At 70.3% G+C, this 19,138-nt stretch carries 16 protein-coding genes; 9 read left to right on the top strand and 7 right to left on the bottom strand.

Annotated elements, in window-relative coordinates:
- Positions 1-29: 29 nt before the first annotated feature.
- From AB0K21_RS13335 to AB0K21_RS13315, 5 genes are all read right to left on the bottom strand, one after another.
- Entirely contained in the window at positions 30-782 is a 753-nt protein-coding gene (locus AB0K21_RS13335) for a lysophospholipid acyltransferase family protein (RefSeq protein ID WP_343963782.1), read from the bottom strand.
- A gap of 58 nt (positions 783-840) precedes the next feature.
- Positions 841-2,499 (bottom strand): thiamine pyrophosphate-binding protein, encoded by a 1,659-nt coding sequence (locus AB0K21_RS13330; RefSeq protein WP_364149717.1) that lies wholly within the window; start codon positions 2,497-2,499, stop codon positions 841-843.
- On the bottom strand, positions 2,496-3,269 hold the full coding sequence (locus AB0K21_RS13325; RefSeq protein ID WP_364149715.1) for a cyclase family protein: 774 nt from the start codon (positions 3,267-3,269) through the stop codon (positions 2,496-2,498). The genes AB0K21_RS13330 and AB0K21_RS13325 overlap by 4 nt, the downstream gene beginning before the upstream one ends.
- A gap of 228 nt (positions 3,270-3,497) precedes the next feature.
- Positions 3,498-3,860 carry a hypothetical protein gene (locus AB0K21_RS13320; RefSeq protein WP_343963775.1) on the bottom strand — a complete coding sequence of 121 codons (363 nt, stop codon included), beginning with the start codon at positions 3,858-3,860 and terminating at the stop codon, positions 3,498-3,500.
- Positions 3,861-4,602: 742 nt separating this feature from the next.
- On the bottom strand, positions 4,603-4,857 hold the full coding sequence (locus AB0K21_RS13315; protein ID WP_030919034.1) for a Smr/MutS family protein: 255 nt from the start codon (positions 4,855-4,857) through the stop codon (positions 4,603-4,605).
- Between the two features lie 367 nt (positions 4,858-5,224).
- Between AB0K21_RS13315 and AB0K21_RS13310 the strand changes: the two genes are divergently transcribed.
- Positions 5,225-8,569, top strand: coding sequence for a S8 family serine peptidase (locus AB0K21_RS13310; protein ID WP_364149712.1), 3,345 nt, complete (start codon positions 5,225-5,227; stop codon positions 8,567-8,569).
- Positions 8,570-8,651: 82 nt separating this feature from the next.
- Here the strand turns inward: AB0K21_RS13310 and AB0K21_RS13305 are convergent, their stop codons facing one another.
- Positions 8,652-9,080 (bottom strand): CBS domain-containing protein, encoded by a 429-nt coding sequence (locus AB0K21_RS13305; RefSeq protein WP_343963770.1) that lies wholly within the window; start codon positions 9,078-9,080, stop codon positions 8,652-8,654.
- A 94-nt stretch (positions 9,081-9,174) separates the two neighbouring features.
- Entirely contained in the window at positions 9,175-10,374 is a 1,200-nt protein-coding gene (locus AB0K21_RS13300; RefSeq protein ID WP_364149710.1) for a helix-turn-helix domain-containing protein, read from the bottom strand.
- Positions 10,375-10,558: 184 nt separating this feature from the next.
- On the opposite strand from AB0K21_RS13300, the gene AB0K21_RS13295 reads away from it, so the two are divergent.
- The 8 genes from AB0K21_RS13295 (at position 10,559) to AB0K21_RS13260 (ending at position 19,134) form a co-directional block, all read left to right on the top strand.
- Positions 10,559-11,383, top strand: a complete 825-nt coding sequence (locus AB0K21_RS13295) for an ABC transporter ATP-binding protein (protein WP_364149708.1) — start codon at positions 10,559-10,561, stop codon at positions 11,381-11,383.
- Positions 11,380-12,204, top strand: a complete 825-nt coding sequence (locus AB0K21_RS13290; protein WP_343963764.1) for an ABC transporter ATP-binding protein — start codon at positions 11,380-11,382, stop codon at positions 12,202-12,204. The genes AB0K21_RS13295 and AB0K21_RS13290 overlap by 4 nt, the downstream gene beginning before the upstream one ends.
- The gene (locus tag AB0K21_RS13285) at positions 12,201-13,091 is read left to right on the top strand and encodes a branched-chain amino acid ABC transporter permease (RefSeq protein ID WP_343963762.1); all 891 of its coding nucleotides are present in this window, start codon (positions 12,201-12,203) and stop codon (positions 13,089-13,091) included. The genes AB0K21_RS13290 and AB0K21_RS13285 overlap by 4 nt, the downstream gene beginning before the upstream one ends.
- The gene (locus AB0K21_RS13280; RefSeq protein ID WP_364149705.1) at positions 13,084-14,211 is read left to right on the top strand and encodes a branched-chain amino acid ABC transporter permease; all 1,128 of its coding nucleotides are present in this window, start codon (positions 13,084-13,086) and stop codon (positions 14,209-14,211) included. Before AB0K21_RS13285 ends, AB0K21_RS13280 begins: the two co-directional genes overlap by 8 nt.
- A gap of 2 nt (positions 14,212-14,213) precedes the next feature.
- A complete protein-coding gene (locus AB0K21_RS13275; protein ID WP_364149703.1) occupies positions 14,214-15,491 on the top strand; it encodes an ABC transporter substrate-binding protein in 1,278 nt (425 codons plus the stop codon).
- A gap of 106 nt (positions 15,492-15,597) precedes the next feature.
- Positions 15,598-17,007 carry an aminopeptidase P family protein gene (locus AB0K21_RS13270; protein ID WP_364149701.1) on the top strand — a complete coding sequence of 470 codons (1,410 nt, stop codon included), beginning with the start codon at positions 15,598-15,600 and terminating at the stop codon, positions 17,005-17,007.
- Positions 17,008-17,458: 451 nt separating this feature from the next.
- Positions 17,459-18,268 carry an ABC transporter permease gene (locus AB0K21_RS13265; protein WP_343963754.1) on the top strand — a complete coding sequence of 270 codons (810 nt, stop codon included), beginning with the start codon at positions 17,459-17,461 and terminating at the stop codon, positions 18,266-18,268.
- Positions 18,268-19,134, top strand: a complete 867-nt coding sequence (locus AB0K21_RS13260) for an ABC transporter permease (protein WP_343963752.1) — start codon at positions 18,268-18,270, stop codon at positions 19,132-19,134. Before AB0K21_RS13265 ends, AB0K21_RS13260 begins: the two co-directional genes overlap by 1 nt.
- Positions 19,135-19,138: the final 4 nt, after the last annotated feature.

The raw sequence follows: 19,138 nt of genomic DNA, 5'->3' as shown, positions 1-19,138 counted from the left end.
CGGCATCCGGTACGCGCGCGTACCGGTTCTCACGACTCGCGTCGGGACGCCCTCTCCTCCGCCTCCTCGGCGTCGAGCTTCTCCGCCTCCTCGGGAGTGGGAGCGGTGCCGCCGAGGTGGCGGGGCTGCCACCAGACGCCCTTCGGGATCTCCGGATAGTTCCGCTGCACCTGGTCGAGCATCTCGCTCATCCGCCCGCGCAGGTCGGCGGTGACGGCGTCGTAGTCGTCGCCGCGCTGGGGGTGCATGGGCTCACCGACCTGGATCGTGATCGGCACGTGCCGCTGCAACAGCTTCTTGGGGTGGCCCTTGGTCCACAGCCGCTGGGTGCCCCACAGCGAGACCGGAATCATCGGCACCTTGGCGCCGACGGCCATCCGGACCGCGCCGTTCTTGATCTCCTTGATCGTGAAAGACCGGCTGATCGTGGCCTCGGCGAACACGCCGACGACCTCCCCGTCCCTGAGCGCCTTCAGCGCCGCGCCGAACGCGGCGGCACCCGCCGCGCGGTCGACCGGGATGTGGTGCATGCCGCGCATCAGCGGGCCGGAGATCCTGTGGTCGAAGACCTCCTTCTTCGCCATGAAACGCACCAGGCGCTTCGAGGGGCGCGCGGCCAGACCGGCGAAGATGAAGTCGAGATAGCTGATGTGGTTGCTGACCAGCACGGCTCCGCCGGTCCGCGGGATGCGCTCGGCCCCCTCGATGCGAATCTTGAGGTCCAGCGCACGGAACAGGGTCAACGCCGCCCCGATGACCGGGGGGTACACGATCTCAGCCATGGCTGAACCGTACCTCAGCCGCTCCCCCCTCCCACACCCGCGAGGAGAGGGAGGCGGCTCAGTGTCCCCGGAACGCCTCCTCCAGCCACCACGAACCCCGCGCGCGGCTGACGTGGGCGTGGATCAGCAGGGGCCGCTCCCTGGCTCCGTCCAGCCAGCGGGCCACCCCGGCGAGATCGGACCTGTCCCCCACCGTGACGGCCTCGCAGCCGAAGCCGCGGGCGATGGCGGCGATGTCCACGGGCGGGAAGGTCACCGTGTCCAGGGGGTGGCCGTCCGGCCCGAAGTGGTGCACCTCGGCACCGTAGCCGTCGTCGTCGTACACGACGATCACCATCGGAAGACCGAGCCGCACGACGGTCTCCAGTTCGGCGACGCCCATCAGCGCGCCGCCGTCGCCCAGCGCGGCCACCGGGAGCCGGCCCGGCTGGGCCAGGGCGGCACCGATCGCGGTGGCCAGGCCGAGACCGACCGACTGGAACGCCTGCGTGAAGCAGAAGCCCCGCTCGTCGGGAACGTCGAGGAACATCGACGGATATCCCATGAAATTTCCGGAGTCGATGGAGAGGACGCGTTCCGCGGGGAGCAGGTCGTCCAGTTCGATCGTCAGCGTCCTGGGGTCGATGCGGCCGCCACCGCTCTCGTCGGTGTAGGGCACGTCCCGCCAGCGGTTCTCCCCGGCGATCCGGGTGGCCAGCGCCGCCGAACGGTAACCGGTTCTCGTGTCGTCGCCGAGCAGCCGGGTGACCTCCCGCGCGACGCGGGCGACGTCACCCGTCACGCCGAGGTGGACCGGGCGGTGGGCGCCGAGCGCGGCGGCCTCCAGGTCGACCTGGACGACCGTGGTGTCGCGGCCGATCAGCGTGCCGTGGCGCATCGTCCACATGTTGAGCGCGCACCCCCAGCCCACCAGCACGTCGGCGTCACGGATGAGCTCGGCGGTGAGCGGCGAGGCGAAACCACCGCTGACGTCCAGATCCCACCGGCTGCCCCGGAAGAGTCCCCTGGCCACGGCGGAGGTGGCCAGCAGCGCTCCGGCCCGCTCGGCGAGCTCCTCGAGTTCGCGCCGCGCCTCGCGGGCACCACGCCCGGCCACGAAGACGGGACGGCGCGCCTCCGCGAGGATCTCCGCCAGCCGGGCGGTCTCCCCGGTCTCCGGTACGGCCATCGGACCGCTCCCGCCCGAGGTCCCCGTACCCGCCACTCCCGCGACCGAGGTCCCCGGCACGTCCGGGACGTGCCGGCCCTGGACCTCCAGCGGGAGGTTGAGCAGGACCGTACGGCGGCCTTCGCCGGCGACGCGGAACGCCTCGGCGGTGTCGTCGGCGGCGGTCTCCGCCGAGGAGATCCGCAGCGGGACGGCGCCCACCGCCTCCGCCAGCGCGGCCTGGTCGACGAAGAAGTTGGAGCGGGGCTCCGTCGCCTCTCCCGCCAGCACGATGAGCGGGGTACGGCTCTTGGCGGCCTCGGCGATGCCGGTCATCGCGTTGGTGAGCCCCGGCCCCTGGTGGACGCTGAGCACGCCGACCCTGCCGCTGAGACGCGCGTAGGCGTCGGCCATGGTCGCCGCACCGCCCTCGTGGCGCGCGGCGACGTAACGCGCGCCGTGCGCGACCAGGGCGTTGGTCACGTGGAAGTTGCCGCTGCCCACCACCCCGAAGGCGGTGTCCACGCCGAGCCGGGCCAGGGTCCGGCCCACCACCTCCGCGACGTTCATCTCTCGACCAGTGCCAGCACCCGCAGCGGGCTGCCGGAGCCTCCCACGATGGGCAGCGGCGACGTGACGACCACCGCGCCGGTCACCGGGAGCCGGTCGAGGTTGCGCAGCTGGGTCAGCCCGTACTTTCCCGCGCCCAGCAGGAAGGAGTGACACGGGAAGGCCTGGTCGAAGCCGTGCGCGGCGCCGGCGTCCGTGCCCACGGTCTCCACGCCCAGTCCGGCGATCGAGGTCTCCTCGGCCAGCCAGCGGGCGCACTCGACCGAGACCCCGGGCGTGTGCGGGCCCGTCTCGTTCGCGTTCAGGAAGCGCTCCTGGTCCTGGGAGCGGGCGTCCCAGCCCGTGCGGTAGAGCAGCCATCCGCCTTCGGGCAACGGCCCGTTGGCCTCCTCCCACGCCTTGACGTGCGCGATCTCCAGCAGGAAGTCCGCGTCCCCGGCCGCCTCCGCGGCGAAGTCGAGGACCACGGCCGGGGCGATCAGCCGGTCGACCGGAACCTGCGAGACGTCTTCGCCGTCCTTTCCGGTGACCCAGTGCACGGGGGCGTCGAAATGGGTGCCGGTGTGCTCTCCCGTCACGATGTCGTTCCAGTACCAGGCGGGGCCGCGGTCGTCGTAGCGGCTGATCTCCTTGAGCGCGAACGGGACGGTGTTGCCGAACGGCTCGGGCAGTCGCAGGATCGGCGTCTCCGACGACAACGGTGCCGTCAGGTCGACCACCTCGATCCCGCCGTTCCGGATGCTCTCCACCAGGTTCCGCAACACCGACATGACGCCTCCAACACGGAATGAGATCTGGGCAGATCTTCCTACAGCGCCGCCGCCCGCCGCCACCTCCCCCGACGCGTGACCTCGCCGCGGCCCGCCGCGGGACACCCTCCGGGGAGACCAGGGCCGGTCGCGCGGCTTGCCGGGACTCCGTGAGGGTCCCGGCAAGCCGCGCGACCGGGCTCCGCGTGAGGGACCGAGGTTCCCGCACCGGCATGCGTGAAGACAGGACTAGCGCGTGGCCAGCAGGCCCTCCAGGAGGCCGATGACCGCCTGGATCGGCGGAGGTGTGGTCCCGAACTCCACGTCGGTCCCGCTGACGGAGTCCATCACGGTGACCGAGTTGGGCGGCAGGCCCCAGCGCTCGCCGCCGTCGTGACCGACGCCGACCTCGATGCCGGCGAAGGTGACGTACTCCCAGTTCTTGAGGTCCCTCCTGAGTGCCTCGTGGCCTTGACCGGTCGCCCACTTGGCGACGGCCGCGAGGATGTCACCGAGGGTGTTCTCGCGTTCCTTCAGATCGCCGGACTGGAGTTCCTCGATCAGACGGTCCAGTTCGGCACGCTGGGCGAGAAGTGCCTTGATATCGCTCATGAGGAGCCTTTCGAAGAAGGTGAGGGTACCCGGATGACAGCGCTGGACTCGTCGGAACATCGTTCAAGCCGGAATCGGGCCGCCGCTCGGGCACCCCCGCCGCGATCCGCGCCCTGCCGAAGGCTCCACCGATCGCCGGAGAGGGCATTGCTGTCATGCGTCACATAATGGTGCCGCACCCACCCGCCCGCCGTCGATCCATCAAATATGGGCTTTTAGCAGTCCAAAAACCCCAAGACCGAGCCAATCTCCGAAAACACGTCGGGGGACGGCGTGGTAGGCGTCGGCGGTGAGGCCGAGATACTCCTCGCGGCTCAGCGTCCGGGCCTCGAACCCGAGACCGTGCCGCGTGGCGAAGCGGTGCGCGTCCTCCGGCGCCCAGGGTCCCGGCAGGTGACGGAGAAGCCGATCACGCCAATCAACCCACAAGTCAACCCCGAACGGTCACCGTCGGCGGCTGAGGCCTTCGCCCGTACTCTCCGAGCACCGCCCCCGCAAAGGCGGATGTCCATCAGCGAGGAAAAGCGGTGCTCCCGCGAACGCATGACGCGGATCCGCAGCGGGAAGGCCGGCTGCCCCGCAGAGTGTCAGCCGCTCAATGGTGTTTCGCGGGCGATTCACGTCACCTTACGAGGGACACATCAGCCAGGACCGCCCGCGGCCCAATGAGACCCAGCGGATGAGAAAGCCAGGCCCAGCGGGACTTTGGGGTGGGTGTCCGCAGGTCGGAGAGCTACCCCTGCTACTTGTAGCGGAAGTAGACGAATAGACGGCCGTGGTTCTTGGCGTCCTTGTCGATGCGGTGGTAGAGGGCCTTGATCTCCTTCTGCTCCAGGAAGCGCAGCACCTTCTTCTTGAGCTGGCCCGAGCCCTTGCCTGGGATGATCTCGACCTCGGTGGCCTTCTTCCTGATGGCCTCGTCGATGATGCCCCGTAGTGCCTTGTCGATCTCCCCGCCCCGGTTGTAGATGGGGTGTAGATCAAGCTTGAGCTTCAACCGGGCCTCCCGCGTGTCACCTGGGGTCAGTCTACGCACGGTGGACCGTCGTGCTCTTCCGCCGGCCACGAGTGCCCCGGGCCCGGGGAGCGGCCGGGCCACGGCTCGGCGGTAACCAGAACACCCGGCGCAGTCTGCAATGAAAATTGCCCAATTCCAATGATGATTGTGTCAATTTCACGATCTAGGCAAATAAATGGCTTCTAGTTAGGCTGCCAGTCATGATCGGCCGCCTTTACCGGTGGCCGATCGCGTGTCACCCGACGGGGAGGGTCACGGCCTTCCCCGGCATGCCCCGCCCCGGGCGCACGGACAGCCTCCCTCCCTGCCGCGTGAGCCGTTCATGCGTGCCGACAGGGAGGTCTCGTTGACCAGAAAGCCCTACTTACCGAGGATCAGACGCGCGGCTGTGCTCGCCGCCGGCCTCGGGCTCGTCGCGGCGATGGCGCCGCCCGCGAGTGCGGATCCCACCCCCACCCCCGCGCCGCCCGCCAAGTGGACGGCGACCCCCCTGACCGGGGGTGAGCCGGTCCAGGGCGCGAAGTCCCCCACCGGCAAGCTCGCCCGCAGTGACGAGGGGCTGCTGAAGTCGACCTCGGGCGCCACGGTCAACGTGATGGTCAAGCTCGACTACGACTCCTTCGCCGCCTATCAGGGCGGCCTCGAAGGGCTTCCCGCGACGAGCCCGGCCAAGACCGGAAAAGCTCTCGACATAAAGAGCGGCGACGCGAAGAAATACCAGAAACACATCGAGGACGTCGAGAACGCCTTCCTCGCCGAACTGGCCAGAAACGTGCCGGGCGCCGTCGCGGGCCAGAAGCTGCGGACCGTCTACGGCGGCATCGCGCTGCGCATCCCCGCCAACAAGGCGGCCGCGGTGCTGAAGCTGCCCGGCGTGGCCGCCGTCCAGGAGGACAAGCCCGAGCAGCTGCTGACCGACTCCAGCCCCGAGTTCATCGGGGCACCCGCGATCTACAACAAGCTGGGCGGCAGCTCCTCCTCCGGTAAGGGCGTCGTCGTCGGCATCCTCGACTCCGGCGCCTGGCCCGAGCACCCCCAGTTCGCCGACCCGGGTACGCTGCCCGCCGTACCGGCGACCAAGGACGGCACCCCGCGCGTCTGCAACTTCGGCGACAACCCGCTGACCCCGGCGGCCGACCCGTTCGTCTGCAACCGGAAGCTCATCGGCGGCGCCCCGTTCCTCGACACCTACAACGCGGTCTACCCCGGCGAGTACTTCCCGACCAGCGCCCGCGACTCCAACGGTCACGGCACCCACACCGCGACCACCTCGGCGGGCGGTCCGGTCGCCGACGCCAACCCGCTCGGCATCAGCCGCGGCCCGATCCACGGCATCGCCCCGGCGGCGCACGTGTCGATCTACAAGGTCTGCGGCGTCGAGGGCTGCTTCCCCTCCGACTCCGCCCAGGCGGTCGGCCGGGCCATCCTCGACGGCGTCCGCGTGATCAACTTCTCGATCTCGGGTGGCACCTCCCCCTACAGCGACCCGGTGGAGCTGGCCTTCCTCGACGCCTACGCGGCCGGCGTGCTCGTCTCGGCCTCGGCGGGCAACGCGGGTCCCGGCGCGGCGACGGTCAACCACGTCGCCCCGTGGGTGACCACGGTGGCGGCCTCCACCCAGCCCAGGACCTTCCAGTCGACGATCACGCTGTCCGGTTCCGGCGGCGCGACGGCCACGCTGCAGGGCGCCTCCATCACGGGGGGCGTGCCCTCCGCGCTGCCGCTGGTGCGGGCCTCGGCACCGCCGTACTCCAACGCGCTGTGCACCACGCCCGCGCCCCCGGGCCTGTTCTCCGGGAAGATCGTCCTCTGTGAGCGCGGTCCCAACCGGGTCCTGAAGAGCTTCACCGTCAAACAGGGCGGCGCGGCCGGCGTGATCCTGTACAACTCCAGCCCGCTCGACGTGATGACCGACAACCACTGGCTCCCCACGGTCCACATCGACAAGCCCGATACGGACGCGCTGCTGACGTTCCTGTCGGCCAACCCCGGCGCGACCGCCTCGTTCACCCAGGGCACCAAGGCCACCTGGCAGAGCGACAGGATCACCACGTTCTCCTCGCGCGGCCCCGGCGGCGACTTCCTCAAGCCTGACGTCACCGCCCCCGGCCTGCACATCGTGGCCGGGCAGACGCCGGTGCTGGAGGGGCCGGCCGGTGGCCCGCAGAACAACCTGTACCAGGTCATCGCGGGCACCTCGATGTCGTCGCCGCACGTCGCGGGCTCCGCGGCCCTGGTGTTCGCGCTGCACCCGGACTGGACTCCCGGCCAGGTGAAGTCCGCGCTGGAGACGACGGCCAAGACCTCGGTCACCAAGCAGGACGGCGTCACCCCGGCCGACCCGTTCGACACCGGCGGCGGGCGCATCGACCTGACCAAGGCCGGCGACCCCGGCCTGACCCTGGACGAGACGGGCGCGAACTTCCTGGCCGCGGCCGACGACCCGCTGAACCGCATCGACCTGAACCTGCCGTCGGTGAACGCCCCGATCATGCCGGGTCTCATCACCGCCAAGCGGACGGTCACCAACGTCACGGACAAGACACTCACCTTCGCCGCCACCGGCACGACCGTGGCCGGCGCCAACATCTCGGTGCTACCGCCGCTGTTCACCGTGAAGGCGGGCAAGACCGCCAAGTTCAGCGTGGTGATCACCGCGCCCGACCTGCCCGAGGGGCAGTACTTCGGCCAGGTGAACCTCAAGCAGGTGGGCGGCTCGCGCAACCTGCACCTGCCGGTCGCGTTCGTCCGCAAGCAGGGCGCCGTCCCGGTGGAGCAGACCTGCGCCCCGGCCACCATCCCGCGTAACACCGGCGAGTCCACCTGCACCGTCAGCGTGCGGAACGACACGCTCCAGGACGCCGAGGTCACCGCGGTCAGCACGCTGGACGCCAAGCTGCGCCTGAACTCGGTGACCGGCGCCACCAAGGTCGGTTCCCAGGTCGCGACGGCGAAGACCACCCTCGCGGCCAGGCAGCCGGACCGGCCGGGCATCGCCCCGGGCACCGGGCCGGCCCCGTACCTGCCGCTCGACGCCTTCGGCATCGCACCGGTACCGATCGGCGACGAGCAGGCGATCAACTTCACCGTCCCCGCGTTCCAGTACGCGGGCAGGACCTACACCAGGATCGGCATCGTCTCCAACGGCTACACCGTCGCCGGAGGGAGCTCGGGGTCGACGGACATCTCGTTCGAACCGCAGACCCTGCCCGACCCCTCGACCCCGAACAACGTGCTCGCCCCCTACTGGACCGACCTGGACGGCACCGGCGCGCCGGGCGTCTACGCCGGGACGCTGACCGACGGCGTCAGCGACTGGCTCGTCATCGAGTGGCGGGTCAACCTCTACGGAACGACCGACACCAAGGTGTTCCAGCAGTGGATCGGGCTGAACGGGACCGAGGACATCACCTACACCTACGACCCGGGCAATCTGCCCGGCGCTCCCCCGGCGGGCTACGGCCTGACCGTGGGGGCCGAGAACGGTGACGGCACCGCGGGCGGCCAGATCACCGGCCCGCCGACCGAGGACCTCCGGGTGACCAGCACGCCCGGCGCCCCGGGTGGCAGCCTGACCTACACGATGAAGATCAAGGGTGTCAGCGCCGGGACCGGGAAGGTGACGACGGGAACGTCGACACCGCAGGTCAAGGGCGTGACCATCGAGGTGGACAAGATAGTCGTCCAGTAGCGGGAGGGGATGTCGGACCGATGGGCCCGGCGCGACGCGCCGGGCCCATCGGGTCTTCAGGGGAACTTCGGGGAACAGGCACTCAGCGGTGGAGGTAGTCGACCAGGTACGCCTTCTCCGTCTCCAGCACCTCGATGGAGCTCTTGACCACGTCGCCGATGCTCACGATCCCGGCCAGCCGACCGGCGTCGACGACCGGCACGTGCCGGATGCGGTGCGTGGTCATGGTCTGGCGAAGGTCGTCGACGTCGGTGTCCGGGGGGCAGGTGCGGACCTCGGTCGTCATGATGGACGACACCGTGTCCTCCAGCACCCGCGCGCCCCGGTCGTACAGCCGTCGTACCACGTCGCGCTCGGAGACGATGCCCTCGATGGAGGAGCCGTCCTCGGACACCACCACGGCGCCGATGTTCCTCTCGGCCAGGATGGCCAGGAGTTCCGTGACCGTCGCATCGGGGCGTACGGTCGCCACCTCTGTTCCCTTGCCTTGCAGAATCGTACCGATCAGCATTGACACCACCTCGGTTCAGCCTGGCGCGGGTATCCCTTTCCTCTGCCCAATCGGCTCTCACGCTAAGCCACCAAGTCGGCAAAACGTGTGACCGTCAGGTAACGGGCAGCAGCCGGACCGCGTCGAGGGCCAGGGTGAGCTCGACGATGTCGAGCGGGCGCGCCAGGGAACGGCCGGTGAGCTGCTCGATGCGGCGGATGCGGTTGAAGACCGTGTTGCGGTGGCAGTACAGCTGCCCCGCGGCGCGCATGGCCGAACCCTCGCAGCGCAGCCACGCCTGCAGGGTGCCGAGGAGCACGTCCCTGTCCGCCTGGTCGAGAGCGAGGATGGGCCGCAGCACAGCTCCGCTGAGGTGGCCCGCGAGCTCGGGCTGGCTGACCACCAGGGCGGCGGGCAGCCTGTCCTCCAACCTGGCGATCTCCGGGCCGTCGCCCACGCACGTCCGCAGCGCGAGCTCGGCGAGCCGCCTGGCGCGGCCCAGCTCGGCCAGTCCCTCGACGATCGGACTGATCCCGGCGCAGCCGGTGACGTGCGGGCGCAGCTCCTCGGCCAGGTGTTCCATGTCCGCGTCGTGCAGCAGCACCACCGACACCTCGTAGTCGGGGCGCATCCGCCACAGCAACCGCATCGCACCCAGGGCGGTCGGCCGCGGCGCGTCGTCCCCGTGGTCGTGGCGGCCCGGCAACCTGGTGATGACGACGGCGTACCGGCCCAGCTCGGGCAGGTCCAGCGCGGCGGCGGCACTGCGGACCAGGGCGGCGTCCGCCCGGTCCTCCAGGAGCGCGTCGAGCAGAGCCTGGACCCGCTCGGCTGTGCGGCCGAACATCTCGGCCTCCCGTCTTCGGTAGGCCTCGGCGGCGGCGATCGCCTGCCTGTCGATGGCGTGCCACACCTTCGTGGCACTGCGGATCAGGACCGGCAGGCTGTCGGACTCCTCCTCGGTGACCACGTCGATGAGGCCGTCCCACATCACCTGCGCGGAGAGCCGGTAGCTGCGCAGCAGGGAGTCCATGGGCAGGCCCTGCTCCGCCCTGCGCCGGGCGGTCTTCTCCGCCTGCGGCAGGTCACGCCGCTCGGGGCGGGGCAGCAGGATGGCGCCGATGCCGTCCCGCATCGCCTCGTAGACGCTCTGCCAGTGGTCGTCGGTGGGCACCATCCTGCGGTACGCCTCGTCGGTGTCCCGGATCTTCGCGACGAGCTCGTCGGTGAGCTCGGGAAGTCTCAGCAGCAGCCGGCGGGCCGCCAGGCGCATGATCCTGCGTACTTCGTCGTCCGTAACCGGCCGGGTCCCCATCTGGGAATCGTGTCAGCAAGACCCGCAGTGGAACAAGGTTCTGTTCTGTTTCGTGATCCGGCGTTGTACTCGCGCACAACCGTGCCCCGTCCGCCATGGGCGCCCGCCCCGACTTCACCCGGCCCTCTGGACGCCGGTGAACCACCTCGGTTGGGTGCGTTCATCGGCTGTACAGGAGGAACACATGGACGTGCACGACCCTCGCCCGCCCGGAGACTCCGGGCTGGTCGTCAGGGATCTGGCGGTGGGTTACGGCCCTGTCCTGGCCCTGCGGGGTGTCTCGCTGGACGTCCCTCGCGGTTCGGTCGTCGCGGTGCTCGGCGGCAACGGCGCGGGGAAGTCCACCCTGCTGCGCGCCATATCGGGCACCCTCAGGTTCCACCGGGGCGGGATCACCGCGGGCGAGGTCACCTTCGGCGGGACGCGGCTATCCGGCGCCACCACCTCTGCCGTCGTGGCCGGCGGCGTCGTTCAGGTACCCGAGGGCCGCCGGGTCTTCGCGCGAATGACCGTGGAGGAGAACCTGCGGGCCGGCGCCCTCGGCGCGCCCGACCGGCGGTCGGCGGCCGAGGCGAAGGAGCGGGTGCTCACGCTCTTCCCCGTGCTCGCCGAGCGCGCCGGGCAGCGCGCGGGGCTGCTGTCCGGGGGCGAGCAGCAGATGCTCGCCATCGGCCGCGCGCTGATGGCCAGGCCGAGGATGCTCCTGCTCGACGAACCCACCCTCGGCCTGGCGCCGATGATGGCCTCCCGGATCGCCGACACCGTTCGCGAGATCAACGCCGGGGGGACCACGGTGCTCCTGGTGGAGCAGAACGCCGCCATGGCCCTGTCCCTGGCCTCGCACGCCTACGTGCTGGAGGTCGGCGAGGTGGTCCTGTCGGGACCGGCCGCCGAACTCGCCGCGAGCGACGAGGTGCGCCGCCGCTACCTGGGCATCGAGGACGCACCCGAGGACGCGCCCGCGGCCGCGGCCGGCGCCCGTCCCGTGCTGGCCAGGTGGTCCGCGTGAGCGACACGAACACCGCCGTTCCCCGGCTCGACGTGCGCGAGGTGACGGTGCGCTTCGCCGGGCTCACCGCGCTGGACGCGGTCGGCTTCACCGTCGAGCCCGGCAGTGTGCACGCTGTGATCGGGCCCAACGGGGCGGGCAAGTCGACCTGCTTCAACGTCCTGTCGGGCGTCTACCGGGCCACCTCGGGCAGCGTGCGGTTCGGCGACGCGGAGCTGACCGCCCTGGCCCCGCACCGCATCGCCGCCCTGGGCGTGGCGCGCACCTTCCAGAACATCGCGCTGTCGCCGATGCTGTCGGTCCGGGATAACCTGATGCTCGGCCGCCACCGGCTGACCCGCGCCGGGTTCCTCTCCGCCGGGCTGCGACTGCCGTCGGCCCGGCGCGAGGCAGCCGCGCACGGCGAGCGGGTGACCGAGATCGCCGCGTTCGTCGGGCTCTCCGAGCACCTGGCCACGCCCGTCGGACTCCTGTCGTACGGCGTGCAGAAGCGCGTGGAACTGGCCCGGGCACTGTGCATGGAGCCGCTGCTGCTGCTGCTGGACGAGCCGGTCGCCGGCATGAACGGCGGCGAGCGCCGCGACATGGCCGAACTGATCGTCGCGGTACGGGAGAGCCTCGGCATCTCGATCCTGCTGGTCGAGCACGACATGGGGATGGTCATGCGGCTCGCCGACGCGGTGACGGTCCTGGACTTCGGCAGGCGCATCGCGGACGGCCCGCCCGGCGAGGTGCAGAACGACCCCGAGGTCATCCGCGCCTACCTGGGCGCGGCGGCCGAGAGCACGACCGCGAGCGGGACCGAGGAGGTCACCTCATGATCACCTTTCTCGAACTCCTGGTGAACGGCATCTCCGTCGGAGCGGTGTACGCGCTGATCGCCCTGGGCTTCGTGATCATCTTCAAGGCGACCGAGGTGGTGAACTTCGCCCACGCCTCGCTGCTGCTGGTCGGCGGATTCGTGGTCGCGAGGCTGCACCCGCTGATCGGCTTCTGGACCGCGCTGCTGCTGGGCATCGCCGGTGCGGCGGTCGTGGGCGCCCTGATCGAATTCCTGATCATCCGCAGGGCGAACGTCATCTCGCACAGTGTCCTCGCGATCGTGACGATCGGTGTCGACATCGTGCTGACCACCGAGCTCACCAGGCAGATCGGCACCGACGTGCTCGCCCTGGGCGACCCGTGGCGCGACCGGGTGCTGCACCTGGGAGGCGTCAGCATCGCCGAGACCCGGCTCGTCGCGCTGGCCGTCGCCGCGGTCCTGATCTCCGCGTTCCTGCTGGCGTTCAAGTACACGAACTGGGGCATCGCCATGCGCGCCACCGCGGAGGACACCGAGACCGCCGCGCTGATGGGCGTGCGGCGCGGGCGGATCTCGATGGGGGCCTGGGCGGTCGCCGGGGCGCTCGCCGCCGTCGCCGCGCTCTTCCTGTGCGTCTTCCCCACACCGGGGCTGGATCGCAGCACCACCTTCGCGGCGATGAAGGCGTTCCCCGCGGCGATCCTCGGCGGCCTCGACTCCACCACCGGGGCACTGGCCGGCGGGCTGATCATCGGTGTCACCGAGGCGATGATGAGCGGCTACCAGAACGACCTGGTCTTCCTCGGCCGGGGTATCGGCGACGTCGCGCCGTTCCTGGTGATGATCGTGGTCCTGCTCATCCGCCCCGCGGGGCTGTTCGGGACGAGGGAGCTGGCACGTGTCTAAGAAGGTCATCCTCTCCTGTGTCGTGCTGGTCGCGGCGGCGGTCGCCGTACCGTTCTACCTGGAGGGCTTCTGGCTGCAGGCCGGACTCTTCGCGATGTCGGCGGCGATCGGGGCGATCGGCCTCAACCTGCTGACCGGTGCCACCGGCCAGCTCTCCATGGGCCACGCGTTCTTCCTCGCGGTCGGCGCGTACGCCTACGTCTACTTCGCCGCCGAACCGGAGGGCGGCGCGCACGCCCTCGGCGGCCTCGGCCTGCCCACGCCGGTCGCGGCACTGCTCGCGGTGCTCACCGCGGGCGTCGCGGGCGGGGTGTTCAGCCCCATCGCGGGACGCCTGAAGGGCGCGTACCTCGGCATCGCCACCCTCGCGCTGATCTTCGTCGGCCAGCACGTGCTGTTCAACGCCGAACCTGTGACGGGCGGCTACAACGGGCGGGCGGTGCCGCCGATGGAGCTGTTCGGATTCGTGTTCGCCGACTCCCCCGAACTGGTGATCGCCCAGGTGCCGTTCGGGTCGCTGGAGCGCCTGTGGTTCCTCGGCCTGGCCGTGCTGACCTGCGCGGCGCTGTTCGCCCGCGGGGTGCTGCGCGGCCGGCCGGGACGGGCCATGAACACCATCCGCGACCACGAGATCGCGGCCGGGGTGATGGGCGTGCCGGTGGCCCGCTACCGCGCCGGGGTGTTCGTGCTGTCGTCGATGTACGGAGGGCTGGCCGGGGTCCTGATCGCGCTGGTCTTCCAGCGCACCGTACCCGACTACTTCGGCCTGCTGCTCTCCCTCGACTACCTGGCGATGATCATCATCGGCGGCCTCGGCTCCGTCGCGGGCGCGGTGATCGGCGCGTTCTTCATCTCCCTGCTCCCCCAGCTGCTCAGCCGCTACAGCGACGCCCTGCCGCTGGTGGCCGAGCCCGGATCGGGCGGGGTCTCACCCGCCGAGGCGTCCCGCATCCTGTACGGCGCCGCCGTCGTCGTCATCGTCCTCTTCCTGCCCGGCGGGCTGCTCGGCCTCGCCAGGCGCCTGCGCCTCGCCGTGACCCGGCGGCTCACCCCGGCCCCCACGGCGAGGAAGACCCCGCTCTCCCCCTCTCCCACCCCCTCCCCCGACACAAGGAACTGACAATGGGAATCCCAAGAACCCCGGTCCGACGAATCGCGGTACTCGCCCTCCTGGCCCTGGCCGTCACCGCGTGCGCCAGTGAGAAGGCCACCGGGGGCAGCGGGGGCGCCCCCTCCGCCGTCGGGGGGGACGGCGTGAAGACCGGCCCCGGCGTCACCACCGACAAGATCACAATCGGTCTGATGACCGACCTCACCGGCCCGTACGCCTCCTTCGGCAAGAGCCTGACCCAGGCACAACAGCTCTACTTCGAGCAGACGAACGCGGCGGGGGGCGTGTGCGGGCGGCAACTGGAGGCTCTGGTCCGTGACCACGGCTACGACGTGCAGAAGGCGGTCGCGGCCTACACCGAGATCTCCCCGAAGGTGGTGGCCCTCGCCCACGTCGTCGGCTCCCCCATGGTCAACGCGGTCAAGCAGCGCATCGAGGCCGACGACATGCTCACCATCCCGCAGGCGTGGGCGACCGGGCTGCTCGGCAGCAAGCCCATCCAGGTCACCGGGACGACCTACGACATCGACATGATCAACGGGGTGGACTTCCTCACCAAGGAGAAGGGCATCAAGTCCGGCGACAAGATCGGCCACCTGTACTTCGAGGGCGACTACGGCGAGAGCGCGCTGAACGGCTCCAAGTACGCGGCGGAGAAGCTCGGCCTCAAGCTCGTGGAGCAGAAGATCAAGGCCACCGACCAGGACATGAGCGCCCAGGTCGCCGCCTTCAAGGCCGAGGGCGTCAAGGCCGTCCTGGTCTCCGTCGGCCCCAGGCAGACCGCCTCGCTCGTCGGCGTCTCGCTCGCCAAGGGCATGGACGTGCCGTTCGTCGGCAGCAACTCGGCCTACTCCCCGCAACTGCTGCCCACCCCGGCGGGCCCCGCGCTGCTGAAGGACTTCTACTACATCACCGCCGGCACCCCGATCAGCGCCGACCAGCCGGCCATGAAGAAGCTGGCCGCCGACTACGCGGCGAAGTATCCGGACGCGGCCATCGACAGCGGTGTCTCCGCCGGTTACTCGGCGGCGGCGATCGTCGTCGACGCGCTCAAGAAGGCCTGCGAGGGCAAGGACCTGACCCGGGCCGCCGTGGTCGCCGCGCACCGCGGCCAGTCGGCCTGGGGCGCGGAGTTCGGCACCGTCATGGACTTCACCACGTTCGACAAGCCCGCCTCGCTGCTGTCGTACGTCGCCAAGCCGGACAAGGACGCCCTGGGCGGCGCGGTGATCTTCAAGGAGGCCGCCACCTCCGACCTGGCCAAGACCTACCAGGTCCCGGTGGGCTGATCCGCGGTTCACGGCGGCGCCCCGCACCTCCCGCGACGGAGGTGCGGGGCGCTCCCGCTCCGGGCTAGCGTGGCGGGGACCACAGACCTTCGCGCCCGGGGACACGATGACCCAGAAGCTCAATACCGGCAGCCACGACCTGCCGGTCTCCGACGCCCTCGCCGAGTTCATGAACACCGGCTGGGCCGACACCCACCGCGACGACCTGGCCGCGCTGCCACAGGCCGCCTACACCGCCAAGCGGCGTGCCGCGCTCGCCGCCCGCTTCCCCGGCGAGCGGCTGGTCGTCCCGTCCGGCACGCTCAAGGCGCGTAGCAACGACAGCGACTACCGGTTCCGGACGCACAGCGCGTTCGCCTACCTCACCGGCGACCAGGAACCCGACGACGTGCTGGTCGTCGAGCCCTCCGGGGAGGCCGTCCTGTTCCTGCGCCCCCGCTCGGTGCGGTCGGCGCCGGGACAGGCCGGGCAGGAGTTCTACCGCGACCGCCGCTACGGCGAGTTCTGGGTCGGCCGCCGCCCCGACCTGGCCGAGGCGGAGGCGCTGTACCAGATCGCCTGCGCGCCGATCGACAGGCTCGACGACGTGCTCGGCGGGCCCGCGCGGGTGCTGCGCGGGGTGGACGCGTCGGTGGACGGGCGAGTCGCGCCCGGCGACGGGGACGAGGAACTGGAGACGTTCCTGTCCGAGATGCGGCTGATCAAGGACGACTGGGAGATCGCGGAGCTGCAGTTCGCGGTGGACGCGACCACCCGCGGGTTCGAGGACGTGGTGCGGGCCCTGCCCGCCGCCCTGGGGCACCGGCGCGGCGAGCGCTACCTGGAGGGGATCTTCGGCCTACGCTCCCGCCTGGAGGGCAACGCGGTCGGCTACGACAGCATCGTGGCCTCCGGCGCGAACGCGTGCGTGCTGCACTGGATCCGCAACGACGGGCGGCTGAACGAGAACGAGCTGCTCCTCCTCGACGCGGGCGTGGAGACCGACCACCTCTACACCGCCGACATCACCAGGACCCTGCCGCTTTCCGGGCGCTTCGCCCCCGTCCAGCGCCAGGTCTACGAGCTGGTGTACGAGGCCCAGGAGGCGGCGATCGCCGTCCTGCGACCCGGTGCGAGCTTCCGCGACTTCCACGGTGCGGCCATGCGGGTCATCGCGGAGGGACTGCGCGACTGGGGCGTGCTGAAGATCAGTGCGGACGAGGCGATGGAGCCGGACAGCGGCCTGTACCGCCGCTACACGCTGTGCAGCAGCGGCCACATGCTCGGCATGGACGTGCACGACTGCGCCAGGGCCCGCGCGGAGGTCTATCTGGACGGCGTGCTGGAGGAGGGTCAGGTGCTGACCGTCGAACCCGGCCTCTACCTGCAGCCTGACGACCTGACGCTGCCGCCGGAGCTGCGCGGCATCGGGGTGCGCGTCGAGGACGACCTCGTCATCACGGCCGACGGCGCCCGTCTCATGTCAGGCGGTCTGCCCCGCCACCCGGACGAGATCGAGAAGTGGATGCAGTGCTAATTGCGACGCTAACGCGTCGCGGTTCGGCCGCTCTTGTCCGGCTCCTTCCCTCGTCGAGGGTGGTCGTTCGTTCCTCGCGAGTCACTGGCGACGCTAACGCGTCGCGGTTCGGCCGCTCTTACCCGGCTCCTTCCCTCGTCGACCGGGGTCGCTCGTTCCTCGCGGCCCCGCTCTCCTCAGTCCAGTCGCCGGCGCGGCCTCACGGGCCCGTAGGTAAGCAGCCTCATGGGGCTCGTAGGTGAGGCGGCTTCCGTGGGGCGGGTAGGGGCGCGTCCCCATGGGAGGCGGGAGGAAAATGTGGGGGGCTGACAAGTTGAAAGGTGGGGGTCATACCTTTTCATCAAATTACTTGAGAAGCATCGACTTACTGGAATACCCGTCAGTAGCGTGGCTGATCCATGGTCTGAGTCGCTAGTTCCGAGGTGGTCATGGCTCAACGGACGGCGGGTTGATGGCGGTCGGCGGACGGACGAGGGTAACCGGTTACCTGGTCCGCCGGACGACCGGCGTGCTGGACCGGGTCGGCGACATGTCGGTGATCGCCCTTGAGGGTTTCCGCCGCACCTGGGACGTCAGGACCTGGTTCTGGGAGTTCGTCCAGCAGTGCTGGTTCCTGGCCCGTGTCACGAGCCTGCCCGTGCTGCTGGTCTCGCTCCCGCTGGGCGCGACCGTCGCCCTGCAGGTGGGCCAGCTGGCCTGGCAGCTGGGCGCCTCCTCCGCCACCGGCGGCGCGGTGGTCGTCGGCCTGGTCCGCGAGGTCGCCCCGATGGCCTCGGCCCTGCTGATCGCCGGGGCCGGGGGCTCGGCCATGACCTCCGACATCGGCGCCCGCAACATCCGTGACGAACTGGCCGCCATGGAGGTGATGGCGGTCAACCCGATCCACCGCCTGGTCACCCCCCGGCTCTGGGCGGCGAGCACGGTGGCGGTGCTGCTGGTACCGCTGGTCATCGTGGCCGGGGCGGGCGGCGGCTACTTCTTCAACGTCATCGTCCAGGGCGTCACGCCCGGCGCCTACTTCGACGGCGCGGTCTCGCTGCTGGTCACCAGCGACCTGCTGGTCACGCTGCTCAAGGCCTGGATCTTCGGCTTCATCGCGGCCATCATGTCGTGCTACTTCGGCATGACCTGCCAGACCAGCCCGGTCGGCGTGGGCCGGGCGGTGAACCAGTCGACGGTCGTCACGTTCATGCTGGTCTTCGCGGTCAACTACGTGATCACCATGATCTACTTCCTCGCCTACCCGCCGAGGAGCATGTGATGGCCGCCGTACCGGAGGTGCGCACCGCGGGGGTCCGCGCGTACGGGCTGGCCCGCGACGGCCTGGACCGGCTGGCCTCGCTGTCGGACTGGCCGCTCTTCCTGTGGAAGGTCGTCTTCTACTCGGTCAGGGACATCGTCCTGCGGCTGAAGTTCTCCAAGGTCGTGCTGCGCCAGGTCAGCGACGTGGTGGTGGGCGTCGGCGCGACGGTCATCGGCGGCGGCATGGTCTTCGTGGTGTTCACCATGGCCTTCGCGGTCGGTGCCACCGTCGGACTCCAGGGCTACCAGGGCCTGCAGTCGATCGGAGCCGAGTCCTTCATCGGGCTGGTGGGCAGCTTCGCCAACGTGCGGGAGATCACCCCGATCATCGCGGCGGTCGCGCTCGCGGCCCAGGTCGGCTCGTCCTTCACCGCCGAACTCGGCGCCATGCGGATCTCCGAGGAGATCGACGCGCTGGAGGTGATGGCCATCAACGCGTTCACCTACCTCATCTGCACCCGCGTGGTGGCCGCGATGATCGCGCTGATCCCGGTCTACATGATCGCGCTGTTCGCCAGCTTCTTCGCCACCCGGCTGATGTGCACCGTCCTGTTCGGCATGTCGCCCGGCGTCTACGACTACTACTTCTACCTCGGCCTGCCGGTGATCGACATCGTCTACAGCGTGGTCAAAGTGGTGGTGTTCGCGTTCGCCGTGGTCAGCATCCACTGCTACTACGGGTTCAACGCCACCGGCGGCCCGGTCGGCGTGGGCGTCGCGGCCGGGCGGGCGATCCGGCAGTCGATCATCACGGTCATTCTCCTCAACCTGCTGCTGTCCTACCTGTTCTGGGGTGGCGGCAGCAGCCTGAAGCTGACGGGGTGAGCCC

Source organism: Streptosporangium sp. NPDC049248 (genome assembly GCF_040678965.1).
GTDB classification, from domain to species: Bacteria; Actinomycetota; Actinomycetes; order Streptosporangiales; family Streptosporangiaceae; genus Streptosporangium; species Streptosporangium fukuiense.
This window is presented reverse-complemented; position numbering and strand designations above follow the sequence as displayed.